This is a genomic window from Qipengyuania atrilutea (assembly GCF_013370205.1).
GTDB lineage: Bacteria > Pseudomonadota > Alphaproteobacteria > Sphingomonadales > Sphingomonadaceae > Actirhodobacter > Actirhodobacter atriluteus.
This window is the reverse complement of sequence record NZ_JABWGV010000001.1, coordinates 597,837-621,374: the sequence shown is the minus strand read 5'-3', so window position 1 is coordinate 621,374 and position 23,538 is coordinate 597,837. Positions and strand designations below refer to the sequence as shown.

Below are 23,538 nucleotides of genomic sequence, written 5' to 3'. Positions count from 1 at the left end.
AAGGGCGCTCCGGTCTATGTCGGGGCGCCCTTTTCTTTTGGAGAACGATCTTCTTGCCATGCGCCATATGCTCGCTTTCGCCGCTTCGCTGGCCTTCACCGTCCCTGTCATCGCACAGGAACCCGCGATGACGGATGCTCCCGAACTAACCTTCGAGCGTGTGTTCGGCTCGCCTTCGCTGGACGGTGCAACGCCGCGGCAGGCGAAGCTTTCGCCCGATGGACGCTATCTCACCGTATTGCGGAACCGCGCCAATGACCGCGAGCGCTACGACCTGTGGGGATATGACCGCGACAGCGGCGAATGGTCGATGCTGGTCGATTCGGAACGGCTCGGCTCGGGCCGCGAGCTGAGCGAAGACGAGAAGATGCAGCGCGAACGCGCTCGTGTCGGCAACCTAAAGGGCGTCATCACCTATCAATGGGCGAGCGACGGCTCTGGCGTTCTCGTACCGCTCGACGGCGACCTCTACTTCGCACCGATCGGCGGAGAGGTGCAGCGGCTGACGGATACCGAGGAAAGCGAACTCAATCCGAAACTGTCGCCGGAAGGATCGTATGTCTCCTTCGTCCGCGACCGGCAGTTGTGGACCGGGGCGGTTGGTGGAGAGGCCAAGCCGATCACTCCCAAGGAAGGCGACACCATCCGCTGGGGCGAGGCGGAATTCGTCGCACAGGAGGAGATGAGCCGGCTCGACGGATACTGGTGGTCGCCGGCCGAAGACCGGATTGTGGTGCAGCGGACCGACGAAAGCCCGGTCGGCATCGTCACGCGCGCCGCGATCGGGGCGGCAGGGACCAAGGTGTTCGACCAGCGCTATCCGGTGGCGGGGTCGGACAATGCGCTCGTCGAACTATATGTAATGGATCCGAACGGCGGCAACCGGGTGAAGGTCGATCTCGGTGAGGAAACCGACATCTACGTTGCGCGCGTTAACTGGGCTCCTGACGGCAGTGCGATCTACGTCCAGCGGCAGAACCGCGAGCAGACGGTGCTCGACGTGCTCCGCGTCGATACTGCGACTGGCGAAAGCGAAATCTGGTTCACGGAAAACGCCGCGCGCGAGGACTACTGGATCAACCTTTCGGACAACTACCGCTTCCTGAAGGACGGGTCGCTACTGTGGTGGTCGGAGCGGGACGGCTACGGGCACTTCTACCGCTTCGACGGCGAAAACTGGACCCAGCTTACGAGCGGCAACGAACCCGTTACGTCGCTAGTCGGCGTGAACGAGGAGACGGGGGAGTTCTTCTACCAGAAGACGACCGACGTTCTGACCCAGCAGATCTACAAGGCGCGGCTCAACGGGACGGGCGAACCCGGCCTCATCACCGACCTCGATTTCACCAATTCGGCCGGCATGGATGGGGAGGGCCGTACGCTCTACGTGACGCGCTCGAATCCGGTGCAGCCGCCGCAAAGCTATCTCGCCGATACGAGTGGCAAGCGGCTGACCTGGATCGAACAGAACGAACTCGATGCCGATCACCCCTACGCGCCCTATCTTGCCGGCCACCGGCCGCCGCAATTCGGTACGATCAAGGCTGCCGACGGCGTTACCGACCTGCATTGGAAGATGATCACGCCCGAGATGGAAACCGGCAAACGCTATCCGGTATTCTTCCAGCATTACGGCGGTCCCGGCCCTCAAACCGTCACTAAAGGATGGTCCGGCGCCTTGCAACAGGCGGTCGTCGACAAGGGCTACATCTGGTTCGAACTCGACAATCGCGGCAGCGCCAATCGCGGCGTGGATTTCGAGCAGCCGATTTACCGCGCGATGGGCGGTGTCGAGGTGGCCGATCAGAAAGCGGGTGCCGAGTATATCAAGACCTTGGACTTCGTCGATCCCGACAAGATCGCGCTCTATGGCTGGTCCTACGGCGGGTACATGACCCTGAAGCAGCTTCAGGCTGACCCCGGCCTCTACGCTGCGGGCGTATCGGGCGCGCCGGTAACCAAGTGGGAGTTGTACGACACGCATTATACCGAACGCTTCATGGGCGATCCGAACGAGGTGCCCGAAGCCTATGCGAAGGCGAGCGCGATCCCCGATGCGGCCAAGATCTCCGATCCGCTGCTCCTGATTCACGGCATGGCGGATGACAACGTCGTGTTCGAGAATTCGTCTGAGCTGATCGCTGCCTTGCAGGAAGCGAACCGTCCGTTCGAAATGATGCTTTACCCCGGCTACACGCACCGCGTGTCGGGCGAGAACATTTCCCCGCATCTGTGGAACACGATCTTCTCTTTCCTTCAGCGTCACGGCGTCACTCCGCCGGAGCGCTAAGGTAGGCGATGCCGCGCGCGGCGAGCCTGCTTTAAGCTGGCGGACGGTTGCACAGCGGCCAAGGGTCGCTATGTCCCGTGCTCGTTTCTTCGGGAGAATGTGATTTGGGTTACCGTGTAGCAATCGTCGGCGCGACCGGAAACGTCGGGCGCGAAATGATGCAGATCCTGGCCGAGCGCGAGTTTCCCTGCGACGAGATCGCGGCGGTCGCTTCGTCGCGCAGCCACGGTAGCGAAGTCGAATTCGGCGACACGGGCAAGATGCTCAAGTGCAAGAATATCGAGCATTTCGATTGGGCGGGTTGGGACATCGCGCTATTCGCGGCAGGCTCCGGTCCGGCGAAGGAATACGCGCCGAAGGCAGCAAAAGCGGGCTGCGTCGTGATCGACAATTCCTCGCTCTACCGGATGGACCCGGACGTTCCGCTGATCGTACCCGAAGTGAACCCGGACGCGATCGACGACTACAAGAAGCGGAACATCATCGCCAATCCCAACTGTTCGACCGCGCAGCTGGTCGTCGCGCTCAAGCCGCTTCACGATGCGGCGACCATCAAGCGCGTCGTCGTCTCGACGTACCAGTCGGTTTCAGGCGCCGGCAAGGCCGGCATGGACGAGCTCTTCCAGCAGAGCCGCGCCATCTTCGTCGGCGATCCGGTCGAACCGGAGAAGTTCACCAAGCAGATCGCCTTCAACGTCATTCCGCATATCGATGTCTTCATGGACGACGGCTCGACCAAGGAAGAGTGGAAGATGGTGGTCGAAACAAAGAAAATTCTCGATCCCAAGATCAAGCTCAACGCGACCTGCGTGCGCGTGCCGGTGTTTGTCGGACACAGCGAGGCCGTGAACATCGAGTTCGAGAACGAGCTTTCGGCCGAAGCCGCGCAGGACATCCTTCGCGAGGCTCCCGGCATCATGCTGATCGACAAGCGTGAGGACGGGGGATACGTCACACCGGTCGAAAGCGCGGGCGACAGCGCGACCTACATCAGCCGCGTTCGCGACGACCCCACGGTCGATAACGGCATCACGCTTTGGTGCGTGTCGGACAATTTGCGAAAAGGGGCAGCGCTGAACGCGGTACAGATCGCGGAATTGCTCGGTCGGCGGCACCTGAAGAAGGGCTGAGCGGCAGGATGGCCGAAGTCGAAACGTCCCGTATCGCCTCGTTCGACGGGACCGAACTGGCGGTCCATCGCATGGGCGAGGGTAGACCCGTCGTTCTGCTTCACGGTCTGTTCTCCAGCGCGCAGATGAACTGGATTAAGTTCGGCCATGCAGCGAAGCTTGCCGGTGCCGGGTTCGAAGTCATCATGCCCGATCTGCGAGCGCACGGTGAAAGCGATGCTCCGCACGAACCCGATGCCTACCCGGACGATGTCCTCGCCAAAGACGTCGCCGCGCTTGCGGAAAAATTCGATCTTACCGATTTCGATCTCGTCGGGTTCTCGCTCGGCGCACGCACGGCGGCGCGGGCTGTCATCAACGGGCTGAAGCCGCGCAGACTGGCGGTCATCGGGATGGGCCTCGACGGTCTTTCCGGCTGGGATCAGCGCGCCGCATTCTTCATCGACGCCATCGACCGGTTCGAAGAGATCAAGCGCGGTGATCCTGCGTTCATGGCAGCGAGCTTCATAAAGACGATGAAAGTGGACCGGATCGCGGCGCGGCTGCTCCTGCAATCCGTGTCCGACGCGGACCCAAGCGATCTTGCCGCTGCACTGACGATGCCCACGCTCGTTCTGTGCGGGACCGAGGACCGCGACAATGGCTCTCCCGAAGCGCTGGCCGATCTGCTGCCCGATGGCCGTCTTGCGGAAATTCCCGGCACCCATATGGGCAGCGTGACCGAGGGCGCGCTTGGCGACGAGCTCGTCCGTTTTCTGGCCGCTTGATTAAGCCGGCTCTCAGGTTCAAACCGGTATCAGCAGAAATCATTTCGGTTTCACAGAGGATTTGCCCATGAAATTCGCATCTACCGCGCTATCTGCGCTTGCCATCGCGCTCGCTACTCCAGCGTACGCGGACGATCACACTCCAAGCGCGGAGATGGCGGAGAGCAGCTTCCCGATGACGCCTGAAGGAGCGAAAAACTGGGTGTCGATGGTCGAGAAGGACTTGTTCGACTACTCGGTCAAGGCGTCCAAGATCTATTGGGTGAACGCCACCTACATCACACCGGACACCGATGCACTGGCTGCCGAAGTCGGCGCCGAGGGCACGGAAAAGTCGGTCAAATATGCGCTGGAAGCAGCGAAATACGCGCAGGTCCAGGGCCTCGATGCGGACGTAGCGCGCAAGCTCGATATCCTGCGCAATGGCATCGTGCTTCCTGCGCCGACGGCAGATGGTGCCGCTACCGAACTGAACGAGATCGCGACCAGTCTCAACAGCCAGTACGGCAAGGGGAAGGGTACCCTTAACGGCGAACCGATCAACGGTAGCGATATCGAGGCGGAAATGGGCAATCTTGATCACACGCCTGCCGAATACGCGGAAATGTGGGAGAGCTGGCACACGAACGTCGGCGCTCCGATGAAGGACGACTACGCCCGCATGGTGTCCATCGCCAACGAGGGTGCGGCAGAACTCGGCTTCTCCGACGTCGGCTCGATGTGGCGTTCCGGCTACGACATGAGCCCCGAGGAGTTTGCCGCGACGACCGAGCGCCTCTGGTCCGAAGTGAAGCCGCTCTACGACAGCCTGCACACCTATGTGCGCGCGAAACTGAACGAGAAATACGGCGATCAGGTGCAGCCTGCGACCGGGCCGATCCGTGCCGATTTGCTCGGTAACATGTGGGCGCAGGAATGGGGCAACATCTACCCGCTTGTCGCGCCGGAGGGCTCCGGCGACATCGGCTATGATCTGACGGATCTGATCGAGAAAAAGGGCTACAGCGAAACCGATATGGTCCGCGTCGGGGAGCAGTTCTTCTCCTCGCTCGGGTTTGAACCGCTGCCCGAGACCTTCTACGAACGCAGCCAGTTCACCAAACCTGCCGACCGCGAAGTCGTGTGCCATGCGAGCGCATGGGATGTCGATAACGAGGACGATATCCGCATCAAGATGTGCATCAAGAAGAATGCGGACGACTTCATCACCATCCATCATGAACTCGGCCACAACTATTACCAACGCGCCTATAACGAGCAGCCGTATCTGTACCTCAACGGTGCGAACGACGGGTTCCACGAAGCGATCGGGGACATGGTCGCATTGTCGATCACGCCCGAATACCTCGTTCAGATCGACATGCTCGACCGCGCCGATGTGCCGGGTCCGGACAAGGACATCGGCCTTCTGCTGCGGCAAGCGATGGACAAGGTTGCTTTCCTCCCCTTCGGCCTCCTGGTCGACAAATGGCGCTGGGGCGTGTTCGACGGCTCCATCACACCTGCCGAGTACAACACGGCGTGGCATGAATTGAAGCGCGAATACCAGGGCATCACACCGCCGGTCGAGCGCCCTGCCGACGCCTTCGATCCCGGTGCGAAGTATCACATCCCGGGGAACACGCCTTACTCGCGCTATTTCCTTGCGCGCATCCTGCAATTCCAGTTCTACAAGGCCGCCTGCGATCAGGCGGGCTGGGACGGACCGCTCCACCGCTGTTCGTTCTACGGTAACGAGGAAGTGGGCAAGAACCTCAATGCGATGCTCGAGATGGGCGCGTCGAAGCCCTGGCCCGATGCGCTCGAAGCCTTTACCGGTACCCGTGAGATGAGCGGGGAGGCGATGATCGAATATTTCGCGCCGCTGAAGGCTTGGCTCGACAAGCAGAACGAAGGCAAGCCGACAGGCTGGTAAACGAAGCAAACACGAAGGGCCGGGCGCATTGCTCGGCCTTTTCATTTCTGGGGCAGGACATATGAAGCAAACCGTTTCCCTCATCACCGCGCTCGGGTTTCTCGCAGCCGCGCCTCTTGCGGCACAGCAATCAGAATTGCCCGCACCGACCGCCCGGCAACCGAGCATCATGGTGCAGGCAAGCGGCGAAGCGTCGGCAGAGCCCGATACCATGACGATCAGCACAGGGGTCGAATCAACCGGCACTACGGCCGCCGCAGCGCTCGATGCGAACAACCACGCGATGCAAAACCTCGTCGATGCGATCCGGGCTGCCGGCATCACGCCCGAGAATATCAAGACGAGCCGGCTATCGGTAACTCCCGAGTACCGCGACCGGCAACGGCGCGAGGGCGATGTTGAAATTATCGGTTACCGGGCGAGCAACCGGCTCACCGTCATGCTGACCGATCTCGAGCGGGCCGAGCGGGTCGTCAGCGCCTTCTTCGAAGCGGGGGCGAATACGATAGACGGACCAAGCTTCACGATCGAAGACGACGCGGCTCGGCGCCGCCTTGCTGCCGCGGCCGAGCGGGAGGCAATCGCAAACGCACGGGCGAAAGCGGAGAATATGGCAAGCGCGCTGGGAATGCGGGTCGGGATGCCGCTTCGGGTTGCCGACCGTAGCCTCGACGCGGGTCCGTATCGCAGCGCCGAGGTCATTACCGTAACGGGAAGCCGCATTGCGAACACGCCGCTCGAACCCGGTGAGATCACGGTAAGCGCGAACGTCTACATCGAGTTCGCAATGGAGCCGCGCTGACGCTCGTAGGAAAACGCTTAACCCTTTTTGTCATCCATTTAGTCTAAGCCCAAGGACGAATCGAACGGGGATTTGGAAATGTACAGAAACTGGCTACTTGTGGCTCCGGCCATCGGTCTGTCGCCTACCGCCGCGAGCGCGCAAACGCCTCCGGCGAACGTGAGCGCGGCGGCGCCCGACGGGATCGTTGCCGCCATGACTTACGCCGGATATTTGGCCGAACTGTCGAAGGACGGGGTGGGCGATCCGATGATTGAGACCGAACTCGCTGGCTGGCCGGGTTACATCTATTTCTACGGGTGCCAGGATGAAACCAACGACAATTGCCAATCGGTTCGCCTGTCCGTCGGCTTCGACCGCAAGACGCCGATGGACCCGAAAGCGCTTAATACGCTTGCAAGCGACAAGCTCTTTGCCTCGTTCTCGCTCGACGAGGAAGGCGATCCTTATGTGGCCTGGGATATCGTGACGGGTGACGGCATTCCCGCCGCCGTGTTCTTCAAGTCGCTCGACAATTTCAGCTGGATGATCGACGACGTCTCTCAGACGGTTTTCGAGAACGACGAGTAGGTTTTTCTAGCTCGCGGCGAAACGGCCCGCGTGGGACGCAACTTCGTCGCCGTAGCGCTCCGACACCGGTACGAACTTGCCGGCGTTTTCGTCATATGCGGAGACGCCGCCCGTTTCAATGTCATAGACCCAGCCGTGAATCGACAGGTCGCCCTGCGCCAGCCGCACCGCCACCGTGGGGTGCGTGCGCAGGTGTTGCATCTGCAGCAACACGTTCTGTTCGAGCAGCATTGCCATGCGCTCGTCCTCATCGAGCTCATTGCCGAGCGCATCGACAATATCTTTCGCAGCCTTCGCGAAGCCGAGCCATTTGCCGACATGCGGCAGGCTCTCGACGCTTTCCAGATTCATCGCGCCGGCCATCGCGCCGCATTTCGTATGTCCGCAGATGACGACATGCGGCACCTTCAGCACCGCCATCGCGAATTCGATCGAGGCGGTCATGCCGCCGGTCTGACTCGTGTGGGGCGGTACAATGTTGCCCGCGTTGCGGCAGATGAACAGCTCGCCCGGCTCGGTCTGCGTGATCATCGCCGTTTCGACACGGCTGTCGGAGCAGGCGATGAACAGCGCCTCGGGTTCCTGCCCTTTGGCGAGCCGTTCGAACAGGTCGCGCTTTTCCGGGTATACATGTTCCTGGAAATGGACGACGCCGGCTGCGAACTTGGGCATGGGAAAGTACTCCGTCTAAGAACTCGTGATGGGCCTGTTAGCGGCGGCCATGGGTGAAAGCCATGCCGCGAATTAACGGAAGGGCGGTTCGTTGAACGCGCGCAGCTTGCGGCTGTGGAGCCGCGGGCCTTCCTCGCGCAGGAAGCGGCAGGCGGTCGTACCGATCTCGAGGTGCGCGGCGATCGCCTGTTCGTAAAACTTGTTCGCCTGACCGGGCATCTTGATCTCGCCGTGTAGCGGCTTGTCGCTAACGCATAAGAGCGTGCCGTAGGGGACGCGGAAGCGGTATCCCTGCGCCGCAATGGTCGCGCTTTCCATGTCGATGCCCACAGCGCGGCTGAGCGAGAAGCGCCGCGCCGAACTGGTGAAGCGCAACTCCCAGTTGCGGTCGTCGGTCGTGACAACCGTGCCCGTGCGCATCCGCCGCTTGAGGTCTGCACCGTGCTCGCCCGAAACGTCTTCGGCAGCGGCGGCGAGCGCCTGCTGGACTTCGGCAATCGCGGGTATCGGTATCTCGGGCGGAAGGACCGCGTCGAGCACGTGGTCATCGCGCAGGTAAGCATGGGCGAGAACGTAGTCGCCGATCTTTTGTGTCGGACGAAGGCCGCCGCAGTGGCCGATCATCAGCCACGCCTCGGGGCGCAGCACGGCTAGGTGATCGCAGATCGTCTTCGCATTTGACGGGCCGACGCCGATATTGACCAGCGTGATCCCGTCGCGTCCTTCTCTGCGAAGGTGATAGGCCGGCATCTGGTGCCGTCGCCACGCAGTATCGGACAGGTGCACACGGGCGTTGTCCGTTGCCTCTTCCAGGTACATTCCGCCAGCTCCCGCGAGCGCTGTGTACCCGTCGCTACCGAGCTTCGTCCCGGCCCAGTCGACGAACTCGTCCACATAGCGGTGATAGTTGGTGAACAGAACGAAGCGCTGGAAGTGCTCGGTTTCGGTGCCAGTGTAATGCGCGAGACGGGCAAGCGAGAAATCGGTCCGAAGTCCGTCGAACAGCGAAAGCGGGATTGTCTCTCCCGGATTAGCGACCTCGACCGAATCGGCAAGTTCGTCGCCGATGTCGGCCAGTTCGGTAGAGGGGAAGTAGCGCGCGATTTCCTGCGGGCTGATCCCGGCGAGTTCAGCGCCCGCGGCCCCATCGAGAACGTAAGGGAAGGGGATTTCCTGCCGCGAGAGGCGGGCTTCCAGTTCGATCTCGTAATCGCTGCCGATCAGTTCGAGCTGTTCGCGCAGGTAATCGGCGAACATGGCCGGACGCGTGACGGTGGTGGCGTAGGTGCCGGGCACGCTGAGGCGGCCGAAGGCGCGGCTGCGGTCTTCGGGCTGGCTGCCCCCCATGAAGCGCATGACGAGTTCGGGGTAGGCGTAGCTGCCGTCCGTACGCCGCGCCGGTTCGGGGATGGTGTGGTCGCGGCCGAAAGCGATGACGTCGCTGCGCAGCCGCTGGATGGAGGTATCGTAGAGCCGTTCCAGCTCAGCCAAAATCGTATCGACGGTTTTCATCGCTCAGCCATTAGCCCCGCTGCCGCAACATTTCCAAGACCCGCCTGCGCATTTTGCTGTTCATGGCTGGGCGGACATGAAAAGGGCGCGAAAGCCGCCAAGACCTTCGCGCCCGATTTTTGCAAGCAGAGTGAAACGTAAAAGCCTCAGTTTGCGGCTTCGTCGTCGGCCTCGCTGTCGTTCGCTTCGAGCATGTCTGCGGGAATTTCGCCCGGCTGCAGCGTCGGATCGACGGTTTCGGTGAAGCCTTCGGTTTCCGATGCCTTCTGCTCTTCCTCGAACATTGCGGCCATGACGTCGACGCCCTGGCTCTGCAGTTCGGCTTCGTCGTCGCTGCGTGCGACGTTGGCCTTGATCGTCACCGAGACTTCGGGATGAAGGTCGACGCGCACGTCGTGCATGCCGATCGTCTTGATTGGGTTGCCCATGATGACCTGCTTCTTGTCGATCTCGTGGCCCTTGCTTTCCAGACCGGCCACGATATCGCGCACGTTGACCGAACCATAAAGCTGGCCGGTGTTCGACGAAGCGCGGATCAGCACGATTTCGGTACCGTCGACCTTTTCACCAGACTTTTCGGCTTCGGTACGGCGCTCGGCGTTTTCTTTCTCGAGCCGCTCGCGATTGGCTTCGAACACCTTCTTGTTCGACTCGTTGGCGCGCAGTGCCTTCTTCTGCGGCAGCAAATAGTTACGCGCATAGCCGTCCTTGACGGTTACGACGTCGCCGATCGTGCCGAGCTTCTCGATCCGTTGGAGAAGAATGATATCCATGATTCAGTCTCCCTTACTGGACGAGATACGGAAGCAGGCCGATGTGGCGCGCACGCTTGATCGCCTTGGCGAGTTCGCGCTGCTTCTTGGCCGAAACGGCAGTGATACGGGACGGCACGATCTTGCCGCGCTCGGACATGAAGCCCTGCAGCAGGCGCACGTCCTTATAATCGATAGTCGGCGCATTCTTGCCCGAGAAGGGGCAGGTCTTGCGGCGGCGGAAAAACGGACGTGCCATCAGTCGCGGTCCTCTCTGTCGGACCGGCGCTTGCGGTCGCGGTCGTTCTTGCGCATCATCACGCTGGGTCCGTCCTCGTGCTCTTCCACGCGGATGGTCATGTAGCGGATGACGTCTTCGTTGATACGGGTCTGGCGTTCGAGTTCCTCGACAACGGAGCCCGGTCCGTCGATGTTGAGCATCACGAAATGCGCCTTGCGGTTGCGGTCGATCTTGTAGGCCAGATTCTTGAGGCCCCAAGTCTCGGTCTTCACGACCTTGCCGTCGCCGGCTTCCACGATTTCGGTGGCTGTCGCTGCCAATTGGTCGACCTGAGCCTGGCTCAGATCCTGGCGCGCGAGAAAGACATGCTCGTATAGAGCCATTGCCCTCGTTCCTTCACACTGTAATGCCGATCGCTGGCTGATCCGCGGGATTGCGGGGCCCCTCCGGCTTTCTTGGGTTTTCCTTCGCCGCGTCAATTCCGCAGCAGAGGAAGGCGCGCACATAGCCTGCGCAGCGATAAATGCAAGAGTTGCTTGTCAGCGGGTCTCCTCTAGGACAGCGCCTGCGTCTGGTATTTGAGGAAGTGCGTTTATGCCCGGTGGATTGGTTGCCCTGCTGGACGATGTATCGATCATCGCGCGAAGCGCATCGGCCTCGGTCGACGATATTGCGGCTGCTGCAGGACGGGCGGGATCGAAGACTGCCGGGGTCGTCATTGACGACACTGCCGTAACGCCGTCCTACGTAACAGGGCTAAGTCCAGCGCGCGAACTGCCGATCATCTGGAAGATTACGCTGGGCAGCCTCAAGAACAAGATGCTGATCCTGCTTCCCGGCGCATTGATCCTGAGCGAATTTCTGCCCGCGGCGATCGTTTTCATCCTCATGCTCGGAGGTGCCTACCTGTCCTACGAAGGGGCGGAAAAGGTCATGGAAAAGCTTGGCGGGGCGAAGCACGGCAAGACCGTCGACGACGAAATCGAAGACCCGGCCGCGTTCGAGAAGCAGCGCATCTCTGGCGCCGTGCGTACTGACCTGATCCTGTCTGCCGAGATCATGGCGATCACCTTGAACGAGGTGGCGGCGGAAACGCTAATTACGCGCGCGGGCGTGCTTGCAATCGTCGGTTTGGCGGTAACGGTCGGCGTCTACGGGGTTGTCGGCATGATCGTTAAGATGGACGATGTGGGCCTTCATCTCGCCCAGAAGAGTAACGCATTCGTCAGAAAGTTCGGCCGGGGCCTGGTCGCCTTCATGCCTTGGCTTCTGACGGCACTGAGCCTTGTCGGTACGGTCGCCATGTTATGGGTCGGCGGCGGCATCCTGCTACACGGAACGCACGAGCTTGGCTGGCACGCGCTATACGATGCGACGCATGGTCTCGAGGAAGCGGTCGCCTCGACGTCTGGTTCGCTGGGCGGAATATTGGGCTGGCTCACCTATGCCGCTGCCTCTGCCTTGATCGCCTTGGTTGTCGGAGCGATCCTGGTGTTCCTACTGCACAACGTATTCAAGATCGGCCACGAGGAAGACCACGCGGCGCATGAGGCCGCTCACTAGGGTGTAGTCGCCGGAGGTTCGGTGCGGTCGAGTTCGAGTCCGCAATTGCTGCATTTCGCGTTGGGCCATGGCAGGGGAATGCCGCCGCGCATGAACAGGTTGCTGCCGCAGCGCGGGCAATTGTACTTCCACATCCCGGTCGCCATCGCGAAAAGGACCACGGTGCAGATCGCGAAAGGTATCGAGCTGTGTCCGAAAAAGCGCTCGAAAACCACGACGAAAACGAAGCTGGCTGCCGTACCGAACAGCATGCGGTAGAGATGCTGACGCGCGGCGCGGAATACGTTCACGCGAGGCGCCTCAACAGATCGGAAGCAAAGCTGGAAAGCGTATCGTCGCGTGCGCCCATAACGACGATACGGTCGCCCGGTTTGGCGATGTCGGTGATGTAGTCGCCGCAGGCGCCGCGTTCGGGGATATGGTGCGCGTTCCCGCCCGCTTCGTCGATCAGGCGGACGATCCTCTCACTGCCTTCGCTCTTGTCCGTCGTACCCCCGAAATAGACGGGATCGCACATGACGACCTGGTCCTCCGGTCCGAGTTCGGATGCAAAGGTTTCGGCCAGTTCCGCACCCATCTGCTTGAGAGGACCGTAGCCGTGAGGCTGGAAGAAGGCGATGACGCGCCCCACATGCGCCTTCATCGTCCGCAGCGTCGCAGCGCATTTTTCCGGGTTGTGCCCGAAATCGTCGATCACGGTGATACCGCTCTCGCTCGCACCGATGATGTCGAACCGCCGCGCGAGGCCTTCGAAGCTAGCGAGCGCCGCGACCGCATTTGCAGTGGGCACGCCCGAGGCGACCGCCCCGGCAATCGCTGCGAGCGCGTTGGAGAGGTTGTGCCGGCCGGGCAGGGCGAGCCGAAGCGCGTGTTCGCTTCCGTCGTGCCGGTCGACGACCAACGCCGCCTGCTGCGTCGGGCCTTCCGCAATACTGCTTTCGACGATCCCGATCTGCGCCTTTTCCTGCGCAATACCGAAGGTGATTACCTCATTCGCGCGCAGAAGCAGGGCAATGGCCTCCGCGTCGTCGGCGTTTATAACCGCGATCCGGCTGCGTTCGAAATAATCGCCGAACAGCGCGCGCAGCTCGTCCATGCTCTTGTGATCGAGGCTGACGTTGAGGAGGATACCGACCGCCGGGCGGTATAGCGCGATCGAGCCGTCGCTCTCGTCCACTTCGCTGACGTAAAGACTGTTTCCGCCGACGACCGAGCTGGCGAACGGTCGCTCGTGGGATACGAAGTTCTTCATCACCGCGCCGTTCATGATGGTGGGTTCACGCCCTACCGCGTGCAGGATCCACCCGAGCATTCCGGTGACGGTCGACTTGCCGCTCGTACCGGCGACGGCCAATCCTGCGCCGCTGGTGTTGAACAGGATGGAGTTAAGCTCTGCCCGAGTCATTCGCAGGCAGCCCAGCTCCTTCGCCTTCGCGACCTCTGGCACGCTGTCTTCGATCGCCGCGGAAGCGACCAGGATTTGGTCCTCGCTCGTGAGGCCGCTGCCGTTCTGAGGGAACAGCGTAAAGCCCTGCGCTTCCAGTGCGGCGAATTTTTCGGGCGTGCGGCCCTGATCGAAGCTTCGGTCGGAGCCGGCGACTTCGCAGCCGCGGCCTTGCAGGATCTGTGCGAGCGGAAGCATTCCCGAGCCTCCGATCCCGCAGAAGAAGAAGGGCCGCGCAAAGAGAGTTTCGGGCGCGGGAACGGACACTTGTGGATCGGTCATCGCTCTCACAGCTATTGCGTTGTGCTGGCGAGGGCAAGCTGGCTAGAAGCGCGACCATGACTTCGATAGCCATTTGCGCGCCGGGAAAGCGGATCGAACAGGAGTTTGCCGACAGCGTCCTTGCGTACGCTGCGGCGCATTTCCCTAATGTGACGCTCGATTTCCATGACCAGTGCTTTGCGGAGGAAGGCCATTTCGCCGGTAGCGATGGCAAACGACTCGATGCGCTGCTCGAATGCGCCAACGATTCCAGCATGGATGCTGTCTGGTTTGCGCATGGCGGATATGGCTCGAACCGCATCGCCGCAGATGCCGTCGCGAAAATGGATGTCGCGGCAAAGGACAAGCCGTTCCTCGGCTATTCCGATACCGGTTATCTGCTTGCCGCGCTCTACAAGGCCGGTATCGGCAAGCCCGCGCACGGTCCGATGGTTGCCGATATTCGTCACGAGGGCGGCGAGGAGGCCATCGCCCGCGCGCTGGGCTATCTTTCCGGCAATACGAACGGTCTGGAATCCACGCTGGACGATACGCCGACGGTCGCCTTCAACCTGATGACTCTGGCGATGACGTGCGGGACCGAGCTCATGCCGGAGCTGTCGGGTCACGTGGTGATGGTCGAGGAGGTTTCGGAGCACTTCTACGCCGTGGACAGGCTGTTCTTTCATGTGACGCAGCACCTGTCCGGCATTGCGGGACTGCGGCTCGGGCGGCTCGGCGACGTGCCCAAGAACGACCGCGATTTCGGCATGACGGACCAGCAGATCGCGCGTTACTGGTGCGAGCGCACCGGCATCCCTTACCTTGGTCGCGCGGATATCGGCCACGATCCTGCCAACAGGATTGTCCCTTTCGGGGTTGCCGCGCCCCATGCTCCGCAATAGTCCGCGCCCCGTAAGGAGACGAACAGGCAATGCGAGCATTCATTTTTCCGGGACAGGGCAGTCAGAAGGTCGGCATGGGCTCCGAACTGGCCGAAGCGAGCGGCGCGGCGCGCGAAACCTTCGAGGAAATTGACGAGGCGCTGGGGCAGAAACTTTCGGCCGTCATGCGAGACGGTCCCGACGATCAGCTTATTCTGACGGAAAATGCGCAGCCTGCGATCATGGCGAACGCGATTGCGACGCTGCGCGTGCTCGAACGGGAGTTCGGCGTCGAGATAACGAAAGCTGCCGGCTGTGTCGCCGGTCACTCGCTGGGCGAATATACGGCGCTTTGCGCGGCGGGGGCGTTCTCGCTCGCCGACACGGCGCGGCTGCTCAAGCTCCGCGGTCAGGCTATGCAGGAGGCTGTGCCGGTCGGTGTGGGCGCGATGGCAGCGCTGCTCGGCGCGGATCTGGAGAAGGCGAAGGCGCTTGTGGCGGCGGCTGCGGACGGGGACGTCTGCGAGATCGCGAACGATAACGATCCATCGCAGGTCGTCATCTCCGGCCATGCCGGCGCGATCGACCGGGCTATCGAACTTGCAATGGAGCACGGAATCAAGCGCGGCATCAAGCTGCCCGTATCGGCACCGTTCCATTGCTCGTTGATGCAGCCCGCAGCGGAGCGCATGGCGGAAGCGTTATCGGATACTACGCCCGCTGCCCTCGCCGTGCCGCTCTACGCGAATGTCACGGCGGCAAAAGTGACGGACGCGGACGAGGAACGCGCGCTACTGGTCGACCAGGTTACCGGACGGGTGCGCTGGCGCGAAAGCGTACTCGCGATGACCGACGCCGGTGCCGACCACTTCGTAGAACTCGGCGGCAAGGTGCTGAGCCCCATGGTCGCACGGACCACACCCGACGCGCGCACGACCAGCGCGATAACGATGAGCGACCTCGAAGCGCTCGCAAAGGAGATTGGCTGATGTTCTCCCTCGAAGGAAAGACGGCGCTTGTCACCGGCGCTAGCGGCGGCATCGGCAGCGCCATTGCGGTGGCGCTTGCGAAACAGGGTGCGCGCATCGCGCTTTCCGGTTCGAACGGAGAGAAGCTGCGGGTCTTCCGCCAGCAGCTGATCGAAGAGGCTGGCGGCGATCATGTCGAGATTACCTGCAACCTGTCCGATACCAAGCAAGTCGAGGAACTGATCCCCGCGGCGCTCGATACGCTCGGCAAGCTCGATATCCTCGTGAACAATGCCGGCATCACGCGCGACAACCTCGCAATGCGGATGAAGGACGAGGAATACGACGATGTAATGAAAGTGAACCTCGAAGCTGCCTTCCGCCTGATGCGCGCGGCGGCGCGGCCGATGATGAAGGCACGGCATGGGCGCATCGTCAATATCACGAGCGTGGTCGGAAGCACTGGCAATCCCGGGCAGATGAACTACGCCGCGGCGAAAGCGGGCCTCGTAGGCATGAGCAAAAGCCTGGCGCAGGAACTCGCTAGCCGCGGTATCACCGTCAACTGCGTCGCGCCGGGCTTCATCGCTACCGCCATGACCGAAGCCTTGCCCGAGGCGCAGAAGGACGCGCTCAACGCGCGCATCCCGATGGGCCGGATGGGCGAGGGCGACGACATCGGGGCGGCGGTCGCCTATCTCGCCAGTGACGAGGCCGGTTACATGACCGGTCAAACGCTGCACGTGAACGGCGGGATGGCGATGCTCGGCTGACCGGGTTTGCGCTTCACGGTGCAAGTCCAAGTGCCAGATCGGTAAATTATCCCCAGCCAATCCCCGTTGCTCGCGGCGCGTGCTTGCCCGGTGCGGCTTGGCCGTTAAGGGTAACGAGGCTTATTTCCAGCGCCTTGGCCCGAGCGATTCACACGTTCGCGCGAAGCGGTCCGGCAGCGGCGCGACAGAGGGACGAGAGAGTTAGACGATGAAGGCTACGATCGAACGCGCTACTTTGCTGCGGTGTCTGTCTCACGTGCAGTCGGTGGTCGAGCGGCGCAATACCATTCCGATCTTGTCCAACGTATTGATCGATGCCGCCGAAACCGGTTCGCTGAAAGTGATGGCAACCGACCTCGATCTTCAGGTTGTCGAGAACATGAGCGCGGCCAGCGTCGATACACCAGGCGCGATCACGGTGTCCGCGCACCTCCTGTTCGACATCGCCCGCAAGCTGCCTGATGGTAGCCAGGTCTCGCTCGACGCAGCCGACGGACGCATGACAGTGAAGGCCGGACGAAGCCGCTTCTCATTGCCAACGCTGCCGCGCGACGATTTTCCGATGATCGTCGAGGGTGATTTGCCGACGAAGTTCGAACTGCCGGCCAAGACGCTCGCCGAATTGATCGACCGAACGCGTTTTGCGATCTCGACCGAGGAAACGCGCTACTATCTGAACGGCATCTTCCTTCACGTCTCGGACGAGGACCGTCCGCTTCTGAAGGCGGCAGCGACCGATGGCCATCGCCTTGCCCGCTTTACGCTCGACCGGCCCGATGGTGCGGACGGAATGCCCGACGTAATCGTTCCGCGCAAAGCGGTGGCGGAACTGCGCAAGCTGCTCGAAGAATCGCTCGACGGCCATGTCCAGATCGACCTGTCGGCCAGCAAGATCCGCTTCACCTTGGGCGGCGAAGGCGGCGTGGTGCTGACCTCGAAACTGATCGACGGCACTTTCCCAGATTACAGCCGCGTCATTCCGACCGGAAACGACAAGCTGCTGCGGCTCGATCCGCGCAGCTTCTACGAGGCGGTGGACCGCGTTGCGACCATCGCCACCGAGAAGACTCGTGCAGTCAAGATGGGCCTCGACAAGGACAAGGTCACGCTGTCCGTGACTTCGCCCGACAACGGGACGGCGGCAGAGGAACTGGCCGCGGAATATGGCGCCGACAATCTGGAGATCGGCTTCAACGCCAATTACTTGAAGGACATCCTCAGCCAGATCGACAGCGACAATGTCGAACTGCATCTGGCCGATGCGGGCGCACCGACGTTGATCCGGAAGGACGACAAGGCCTCGGCCCTCTACGTCCTCATGCCGATGCGTGTCTGAAATACCGAGTCAGGTGCAGCGTAACGCCTGCATCATCGCTGCTACGTCGACGAACTTTTCGCGCGGCGAACCGTCGCGTGCAGCGGCGGCTTCGGCCTCTTCGATGCGTTTCCAATCCTGGAAGGTGACCACGTCCAGGCCGCGCGAAGCGGCGATCTCGTCGAAGCCGGCACGGCCCGGCTTGCGGCCCGAGAGGAGGCCTCCGTTCTCGAAGTCGGCGGCAATCCTCTCGATCAATGCATAACCGTCGGGGCGGTTGGTTCCGATGGTGCCTGTGGGCCCGCGCCGCGCCCATCCAACGCAGTAGAGACCGGGCAGGATGACCCCGCCGTCATTGGCAAAGCGCCCCGCGCGCTCGTCGAACGGCACTCCGGGAATCGGAGAGCTCCGATAACCGATGCAGGTGACGACGATGTCGGCAGGCACGCGGTAGGTTTCCCCGGTCAGGACCGCACGCCCCTTGTCGACTTCGGTCCGTTCGACCTCGACGCCGGAGACCGTGCCGTCACCCAGAAACCGCAACGGACTGGCGAACATGTCGAACTCGATAGCGACCGGCTTTTCCGCCCTGATCGCTTCCGGAATGGCCGCAAATGCGCGCAGGTGATTGACCGATTTGCGCAGGCCGGGTTCAAGAATTGCGTCTTCCTCGGGTTCGGGAAGGTCACGCGGATCGACATGCGGACTGGCCCGCTCCAGTTCGCCCAATTCGCCCAGTTCCTTCGGCGTCATCATGATCTGGTGCGGCCCACGCCGACCGATGATCGTGATCGTCTCGATGTTGGAAGAGCGCAGCGCATTAAGCGCATGAAGCACGATGTCGCTGCCCGCGAATTCATCTTCGCTCTTGGACAATATGCGCGCCACATCGAGCGCGACATTGCCCATGCCGATGACGGCGGCGTGGCGCCCGGAGAGGTCCAGGTTCAACCCGGCAAATTGCGGATGGCCGTTGTACCACCCCACGAAGGCCGCGCTGCCAAAGATGTTAGCCTGTTCCTCCCCTGGCAAGCCGAGCGTCCGGTCATTCGGTGCGCCCGTCGCCAGTACGACGGCATGGTAGAGGTCCTGCAATTCCGCAATCGAGACATCCCGGCCGATAGTGACATTGCCGACGAAACGGACATTGTCCGAAAACGCCGTTTTCTCGTAGCGCCTCGATACGCCCTTGATAGATTGATGATCGGGAGCGACGCCGGTGCGGATCAGACCGTAGGGAACCGGTAGCGCATCGAAGACATCGACGCGCACGTGTTCGCCCCATTCCTTCGCCGCCGCCTCTGCTGTGTAATAGCCTGCCGGTCCCGAACCGATGATGGCAATATGATGCATGTGCTCCGTCTCCCGGTAGCTTTCGTCAGCAAGACCGAAGACTGCCCGCGGCACCGCCAACTGGCAATAGCCGAAGCCAGTTAGCCGTTTGAGCGCGGAGCAGATTAGCGAAAAACTAACCATTGCGATCTAGCGTCACGCAGGTCCGAAGAGCCCAAGTTGAGAGGCGATTACTGCATGGGCGACATGCCCTTTTCCGGATTGTTCAAATCGCGGCGCGGCGTAGCTGCCGGTCCGGTCGGCGCGCGTCCGTCGATCGCGATTTCCGCGCAGGACAAGCTCGGGATCGTGGAAGATCTGGAAGCATCGGGCCTTGCCTCGTTCTGGGCGACCGATGCGCAGGGGAACCTGACTTATCTCAGCCCGGCAATACTTGAAGGGCTGGGCCGCGAGGCAGCGGCAGTCGAAGGCCGTCCGCTTCCCAGCGTTTTCGCTCCGATAAGCAGCGACAACGATGCTCGCTCGCTCGGGTTGAAGCTCGGCACGCGCAAGGCCTTCGCCAATTTCACCGTGTCCGCCGCCGACAAGCGCAGCGCTCTGGTGCTCCGCCTCTCCGGTCGGCCGTCGTTCGATAAAGGCGGTGAGTTCCTCGGATTTCGGGGCAGCGGTATCGACATCACCGAGGAATTCCGCAGCGAGGAGGAAGCCACGCGCCTGTCGCGCTACGACGCGCTTACAGGCCTCGCGAACCGGCACCGGATGGCGCAGTGCATCGATTCGACACTCAATTCCTTCCGGCAGGCGAAGCGTTCCTGCGCCATTTTGATGATGGACCTCGACCGGTTCAAGGCGGTCAACGACACTCTAGGTCATGCGGCGGGCGATCAGCTTCTGGTGCAGGTGGCTGAGCGGCTCGAAAGCGTGCTCGGCGAAGCGGGCGAGATCGGCCGGTTGGGTGGCGACGAATTTCAGGTCATGATCCCCGACGTCGACGACCGGGGCAAGCTCGGCGAAATGGCGAAGAAGATCATCACCATTCTCTCGCAGCCTTACTCGGTCGAAGAAGGTCGCTGCGCCATCGGCGCTTCGGTCGGCATCGCGATTGCGCCTTACGACGGGGTGGAACGCGACGAACTGACGCGAGCTGCCGACCTCGCGCTTTACGCGGCGAAGAACGGCGGACGCGGGCAGTTCCGGTTCTATTCCGCCGATCTCGAGCATGATGCGAACCTCCGCAAGCGGATGGAAGACGATCTGTCCGATGCGATCGAGGCGGGCTTTTTCACGCTTGAATACCAACCGATCGTCGCGCTTGACGGCAACCGGGTGGTCGGCCTCGAAGCGCTCTACGTGTGGGACGATCCCGAACGCGGGCGCGTGCCTGCGGAAACGTTCCTGCCGGTCGCGGAAGGTAGCCGCCTGATCGTTCCGATCGGCGAATGGGGACTGAAGAAAGCCTGCGAGGATGCAGTGCAGTGGCCCGACAGCCTGCGCCTCGTCCTCAACGTCTCTCCGGTGCAGTTCGGCGACAAGCGTTTTGTCGAGATGGTAGGCGAGACGCTGACGGAGACGGGTCTCGATCCCGCGCGCCTGGAGATCGAACTGAGCGAAGCGGTCTTCCTGAGCGACCAGACCGCGACCGAGAAGACCATATCCGCGTTGTTCAAGCTGGGTGTGCGGTTGTCGCTCGACCAGTTCGGCACCGGCTATACTTCGCTCAGCTACCTGCGCCGTGCGCCTTTCAACATGATCAAGATCGGGGACAGCTTCTTCGAGAGCACGATGATCGACGAGCTTGGTGATCTCGACATGATCAAGGCGATCGTCGAACTGACTAAGGTCCTCGGCATGGAAACGGTCGCGGCGGGTATCGAATCGCTCGAATTGCTGAACGCCCTGCGCAAGCGCGGCATCGGTCACGTACAGGGTTTCGTGTTTGCCGACACGGTTACTGCGGAGCAGGTGCTCGAAGAGATCGCGGGCGGGCAATGGACGCTCGATCCGGTCGCGGAAGGGTCTCAGCGCTCCGGCCGACGGACAGTGTTCCGCCGGATCGGCCTTATTCACGAGGATCACTATTACGAGGTCACGCTGCGCAATCTCTCGCGCACTGGCGCAATGATCGAGGGGCTTGAGGACGTACCTGTAGGAACGATGTTCGTCCTCGATTTCGGCGGCGGGCAACTGGCCGTCGCCACGGTGCGCCGTACCGACGACGATGCGCAGGGCGTCGAGTTCGAAGCCGCTTTGGTCGATGACGGGGCAGGGGGGCTCTGCACCCGGCACCGCGTCTCGCCTTACGAACTGGCGTCCGCTGGCGCGCCGCTTTCTGCCCTTCCCGCAGGCAAGTATTCCGGTCTCGGACAACCCGCGCCGGAATCGAGCTTCCCGCAGTTCAAACTGTCGCACCGCGCACCGAAGCAGGGCGAGGGGCCGCAGCCGGCCTAAGGCGTGCGCCGGGTCCGAAAGCTGGCTGACATCGCGCAAACGCGCCGCTAAAGGCCCTGTCCATGACCGACCTTTCGCTAATCCGCAATTTCTCCATCATCGCGCATATCGACCACGGGAAATCTACCCTGGCCGACCGTTTGATCCAGTTCACGGGCGGGTTGACCGACCGCGAGATGCAGGAACAGGTGCTCGACAACATGGATATCGAGCGCGAGCGCGGCATCACCATCAAGGCGCAGACCGTGCGGCTCGACTACACGGCTAAGGACGGCAAGACCTATCAGCTGAACCTGATGGATACGCCAGGCCATGTTGACTTCGCGTATGAGGTCTCGCGCAGCCTTGCGGCCTGCGAAGGGGCGCTGCTCGTCGTCGATGCGGCGCAGGGCGTCGAAGCGCAGACGCTCGCCAACGTCTATCAGTCGATCGAGCACGACCACGAGATCGTGCCCGTCATCAACAAGATCGACCTTCCCGCTGCCGAGCCCGAACAGGTGCGGGCGGAGATCGAGGATATTATCGGCCTCGACGCGTCGGAGGCCGTACTGACCTCTGCCAAGTCCGGGATCGGCATAGAGGAAGTGCTCGAAGCGGTTGTCGCCAAGATACCGCCGCCGCAAGGCGAACGAGACTCGCCGCTGAAGGCCAGCCTCGTCGACAGTTGGTACGACCCCTATCTCGGCGTCGTCATTCTTGTGCGCGTCCTTTCGGGCGTGCTCAAGAAGGGCCAGCAGATTAAGTTCATGCAGGGCGGGACGGAGCACCTTGTCGACCGCGTCGGCTGCATGCGCCCTAAGATCGAGCAGCTACCTGAACTCGGCCCCGGAGAGATCGGCTTCATCACGGCGCAGATCAAGGAAGTCGAGCAAGCCCGCGTCGGTGATACCATTACCACGGTGAAGGGCGGGGCGGAGAAGGCACTGCCCGGTTACCGCGAACCGCAGGCCGTGGTTTTCTGCGGGTTGTTCCCTGTCGATGCAGCCGATTTCGAGAAGCTGCGCGAAAGCATTGGGAAGCTTCGTCTCAATGACGCGTCGTTCACTTACGAGATGGAATCGTCCGCTGCACTAGGCTTCGGATTTCGCGCAGGCTTCCTCGGATTGCTTCACCTCGAGATCATTCAGGAGCGGTTGACCCGCGAATACGATCTCGACCTCATCACCACCGCGCCGTCGGTCGTCTACCGTATCCACCTCACTAAATCGAAGAACGACGACGCGCGCACGATCGAACTTCATAACCCCGCAGACTATCCGGATCCCACCCGTATCGACACGATCGAGGAGCCGTGGATCAAGGCGACCATTTACACGCCCGACGAATATCTCGGCGCGATCCTCAAGCTGTGCCAGGACCGGCGCGGCGTGCAGACCAACCTCACCTACGTCGGCGGCCGCGCACAGGTCACCTACGAGCTGCCTCTGAACGAAGTTGTTTTCGACTTCTACGACCGGCTCAAGAGCATCAGCCGCGGCTACGCCAGTTTCGATTACGAGCAGATCGGCCTGCGCGACGGTGACCTCGTGAAGATGAACATCCTCGTCAACAACGAGCCGGTCGATGCCCTGTCCATGATCGTGCACCGCGGCGTCGCCGAAGCGCGCGGCCGGCATATGTGCGAACGGCTGAAGGATCTGATCCCGCGGCACCTGTTCAAGATCCCGATCCAGGCAGCCATCGGCGGCAAGGTGGTCGCGCGCGAAACGATCAGCGCGATGCGCAAGGACGTTACCGCGAAATGCTACGGCGGAGACATTACTCGAAAGAAGAAGCTTCTGGAAAAGCAGAAGAAGGGCAAGGCGAAGATGCGGGAATACGGGAACGTGTCGATCCCGCAGGAAGCTTTCATTGCCGCGCTCAGGATGGGCGAGGAATAATGTGCGCTGGTCGTTTTGTTTGCCGGTAGAGTCGCAGTCGAATTAAGAACTTCAAAGG

At 61.8% G+C, this 23,538-nt stretch carries 21 protein-coding genes; 13 read left to right on the top strand and 8 right to left on the bottom strand.

Annotation, left to right across the window (positions count from 1 at the left end):
* Positions 1-58 precede the first annotated feature (58 nt).
* From HUV48_RS03020 to HUV48_RS02995, 6 genes are all read left to right on the top strand, one after another.
* Positions 59-2,290, top strand: coding sequence for a S9 family peptidase (locus HUV48_RS03020; RefSeq protein WP_176266679.1), 2,232 nt, complete (start codon positions 59-61; stop codon positions 2,288-2,290).
* 104 nt (positions 2,291-2,394) lie between these two features.
* Positions 2,395-3,420 carry an aspartate-semialdehyde dehydrogenase gene (locus tag HUV48_RS03015; protein WP_176266279.1) on the top strand — a complete coding sequence of 342 codons (1,026 nt, stop codon included), beginning with the start codon at positions 2,395-2,397 and terminating at the stop codon, positions 3,418-3,420.
* Positions 3,421-3,428: 8 nt separating this feature from the next.
* Positions 3,429-4,187, top strand: coding sequence for an alpha/beta fold hydrolase (locus HUV48_RS03010; protein WP_176266278.1), 759 nt, complete (start codon positions 3,429-3,431; stop codon positions 4,185-4,187).
* A gap of 67 nt (positions 4,188-4,254) precedes the next feature.
* Positions 4,255-6,102: a M2 family metallopeptidase gene (locus HUV48_RS03005; RefSeq protein WP_176266277.1), complete on the top strand. Its 1,848-nt coding sequence runs from the start codon at positions 4,255-4,257 to the stop codon at positions 6,100-6,102.
* Positions 6,103-6,163: 61 nt separating this feature from the next.
* On the top strand, positions 6,164-6,904 hold the full coding sequence (locus HUV48_RS03000) for an SIMPL domain-containing protein (protein WP_176266276.1): 741 nt from the start codon (positions 6,164-6,166) through the stop codon (positions 6,902-6,904).
* Between the two features lie 78 nt (positions 6,905-6,982).
* A complete protein-coding gene (locus HUV48_RS02995) occupies positions 6,983-7,474 on the top strand; it encodes a YbjN domain-containing protein (RefSeq protein ID WP_176266275.1) in 492 nt (163 codons plus the stop codon).
* A 6-nt stretch (positions 7,475-7,480) separates the two neighbouring features.
* Here the strand turns inward: HUV48_RS02995 and HUV48_RS02990 are convergent, their stop codons facing one another.
* The 5 genes from HUV48_RS02990 to rpsF form a co-directional block, all read right to left on the bottom strand.
* Positions 7,481-8,146: a carbonic anhydrase gene (locus tag HUV48_RS02990; protein ID WP_176266274.1), complete on the bottom strand. Its 666-nt coding sequence runs from the start codon at positions 8,144-8,146 to the stop codon at positions 7,481-7,483.
* Positions 8,147-8,218: 72 nt separating this feature from the next.
* Positions 8,219-9,658 (bottom strand): AMP nucleosidase, encoded by a 1,440-nt coding sequence (locus HUV48_RS02985; RefSeq protein ID WP_176266273.1) that lies wholly within the window; start codon positions 9,656-9,658, stop codon positions 8,219-8,221.
* A 146-nt stretch (positions 9,659-9,804) separates the two neighbouring features.
* Positions 9,805-10,431, bottom strand: a complete 627-nt coding sequence (gene rplI, locus HUV48_RS02980) for a 50S ribosomal protein L9 (RefSeq protein ID WP_176266272.1) — start codon at positions 10,429-10,431, stop codon at positions 9,805-9,807.
* 13 nt (positions 10,432-10,444) lie between these two features.
* Positions 10,445-10,669: a 30S ribosomal protein S18 gene (gene rpsR, locus HUV48_RS02975; protein WP_176266271.1), complete on the bottom strand. Its 225-nt coding sequence runs from the start codon at positions 10,667-10,669 to the stop codon at positions 10,445-10,447.
* Positions 10,669-11,034: a 30S ribosomal protein S6 gene (gene rpsF / locus HUV48_RS02970; RefSeq protein WP_176266270.1), complete on the bottom strand. Its 366-nt coding sequence runs from the start codon at positions 11,032-11,034 to the stop codon at positions 10,669-10,671. Before rpsF ends, rpsR begins: the two co-directional genes overlap by 1 nt.
* Positions 11,035-11,245: 211 nt before the next feature.
* Here rpsF and HUV48_RS02965 point away from each other — a divergent pair, with 211 nt between their 5' ends.
* The gene (locus HUV48_RS02965; protein ID WP_176266269.1) at positions 11,246-12,214 is read left to right on the top strand and encodes a DUF808 domain-containing protein; all 969 of its coding nucleotides are present in this window, start codon (positions 11,246-11,248) and stop codon (positions 12,212-12,214) included.
* On the opposite strand, the gene HUV48_RS02960 is transcribed toward HUV48_RS02965, so the two are convergent.
* Together HUV48_RS02960 and HUV48_RS02955 are read right to left on the bottom strand one after the other, a co-directional pair.
* Positions 12,211-12,504 (bottom strand): hypothetical protein, encoded by a 294-nt coding sequence (locus HUV48_RS02960; protein ID WP_176266268.1) that lies wholly within the window; start codon positions 12,502-12,504, stop codon positions 12,211-12,213. The genes HUV48_RS02965 and HUV48_RS02960 overlap by 4 nt on opposite strands.
* Entirely contained in the window at positions 12,501-13,940 is a 1,440-nt protein-coding gene (locus HUV48_RS02955; RefSeq protein ID WP_176266267.1) for a glutamate ligase domain-containing protein, read from the bottom strand. The genes HUV48_RS02960 and HUV48_RS02955 overlap by 4 nt, the downstream gene beginning before the upstream one ends.
* A gap of 56 nt (positions 13,941-13,996) precedes the next feature.
* Between HUV48_RS02955 and HUV48_RS02950 the strand changes: the two genes are divergently transcribed.
* The 4 genes from HUV48_RS02950 to dnaN all read left to right on the top strand — a co-directional run bounded on the left by HUV48_RS02950 (position 13,997) and on the right by dnaN (position 17,880).
* Positions 13,997-14,824 (top strand): LD-carboxypeptidase, encoded by an 828-nt coding sequence (locus HUV48_RS02950; protein WP_176266266.1) that lies wholly within the window; start codon positions 13,997-13,999, stop codon positions 14,822-14,824.
* Positions 14,825-14,853: 29 nt separating this feature from the next.
* A complete protein-coding gene (fabD, locus tag HUV48_RS02945; RefSeq protein ID WP_176266265.1) occupies positions 14,854-15,792 on the top strand; it encodes an ACP S-malonyltransferase in 939 nt (312 codons plus the stop codon).
* Positions 15,792-16,544 (top strand): 3-oxoacyl-[acyl-carrier-protein] reductase, encoded by a 753-nt coding sequence (gene fabG, locus HUV48_RS02940; RefSeq protein WP_176266264.1) that lies wholly within the window; start codon positions 15,792-15,794, stop codon positions 16,542-16,544. Before fabD ends, fabG begins: the two co-directional genes overlap by 1 nt.
* A gap of 208 nt (positions 16,545-16,752) precedes the next feature.
* Entirely contained in the window at positions 16,753-17,880 is a 1,128-nt protein-coding gene (gene dnaN, locus HUV48_RS02935; RefSeq protein ID WP_176266263.1) for a DNA polymerase III subunit beta, read from the top strand.
* A 9-nt stretch (positions 17,881-17,889) separates the two neighbouring features.
* On the opposite strand, the gene HUV48_RS02930 is transcribed toward dnaN, so the two are convergent.
* Positions 17,890-19,212 carry an FAD-dependent oxidoreductase gene (locus HUV48_RS02930; RefSeq protein ID WP_176266678.1) on the bottom strand — a complete coding sequence of 441 codons (1,323 nt, stop codon included), beginning with the start codon at positions 19,210-19,212 and terminating at the stop codon, positions 17,890-17,892.
* A 177-nt stretch (positions 19,213-19,389) separates the two neighbouring features.
* Between HUV48_RS02930 and HUV48_RS02925 the strand changes: the two genes are divergently transcribed.
* Complete coding sequence (locus tag HUV48_RS02925; RefSeq protein WP_176266262.1) at positions 19,390-21,600, top strand: EAL domain-containing protein; 2,211 nt, start codon at positions 19,390-19,392, stop codon at positions 21,598-21,600.
* A gap of 62 nt (positions 21,601-21,662) precedes the next feature.
* Positions 21,663-23,480: a translation elongation factor 4 gene (lepA, locus tag HUV48_RS02920; RefSeq protein WP_176266261.1), complete on the top strand. Its 1,818-nt coding sequence runs from the start codon at positions 21,663-21,665 to the stop codon at positions 23,478-23,480.
* The last annotated feature ends 58 nt before the right edge of the window (positions 23,481-23,538 follow it).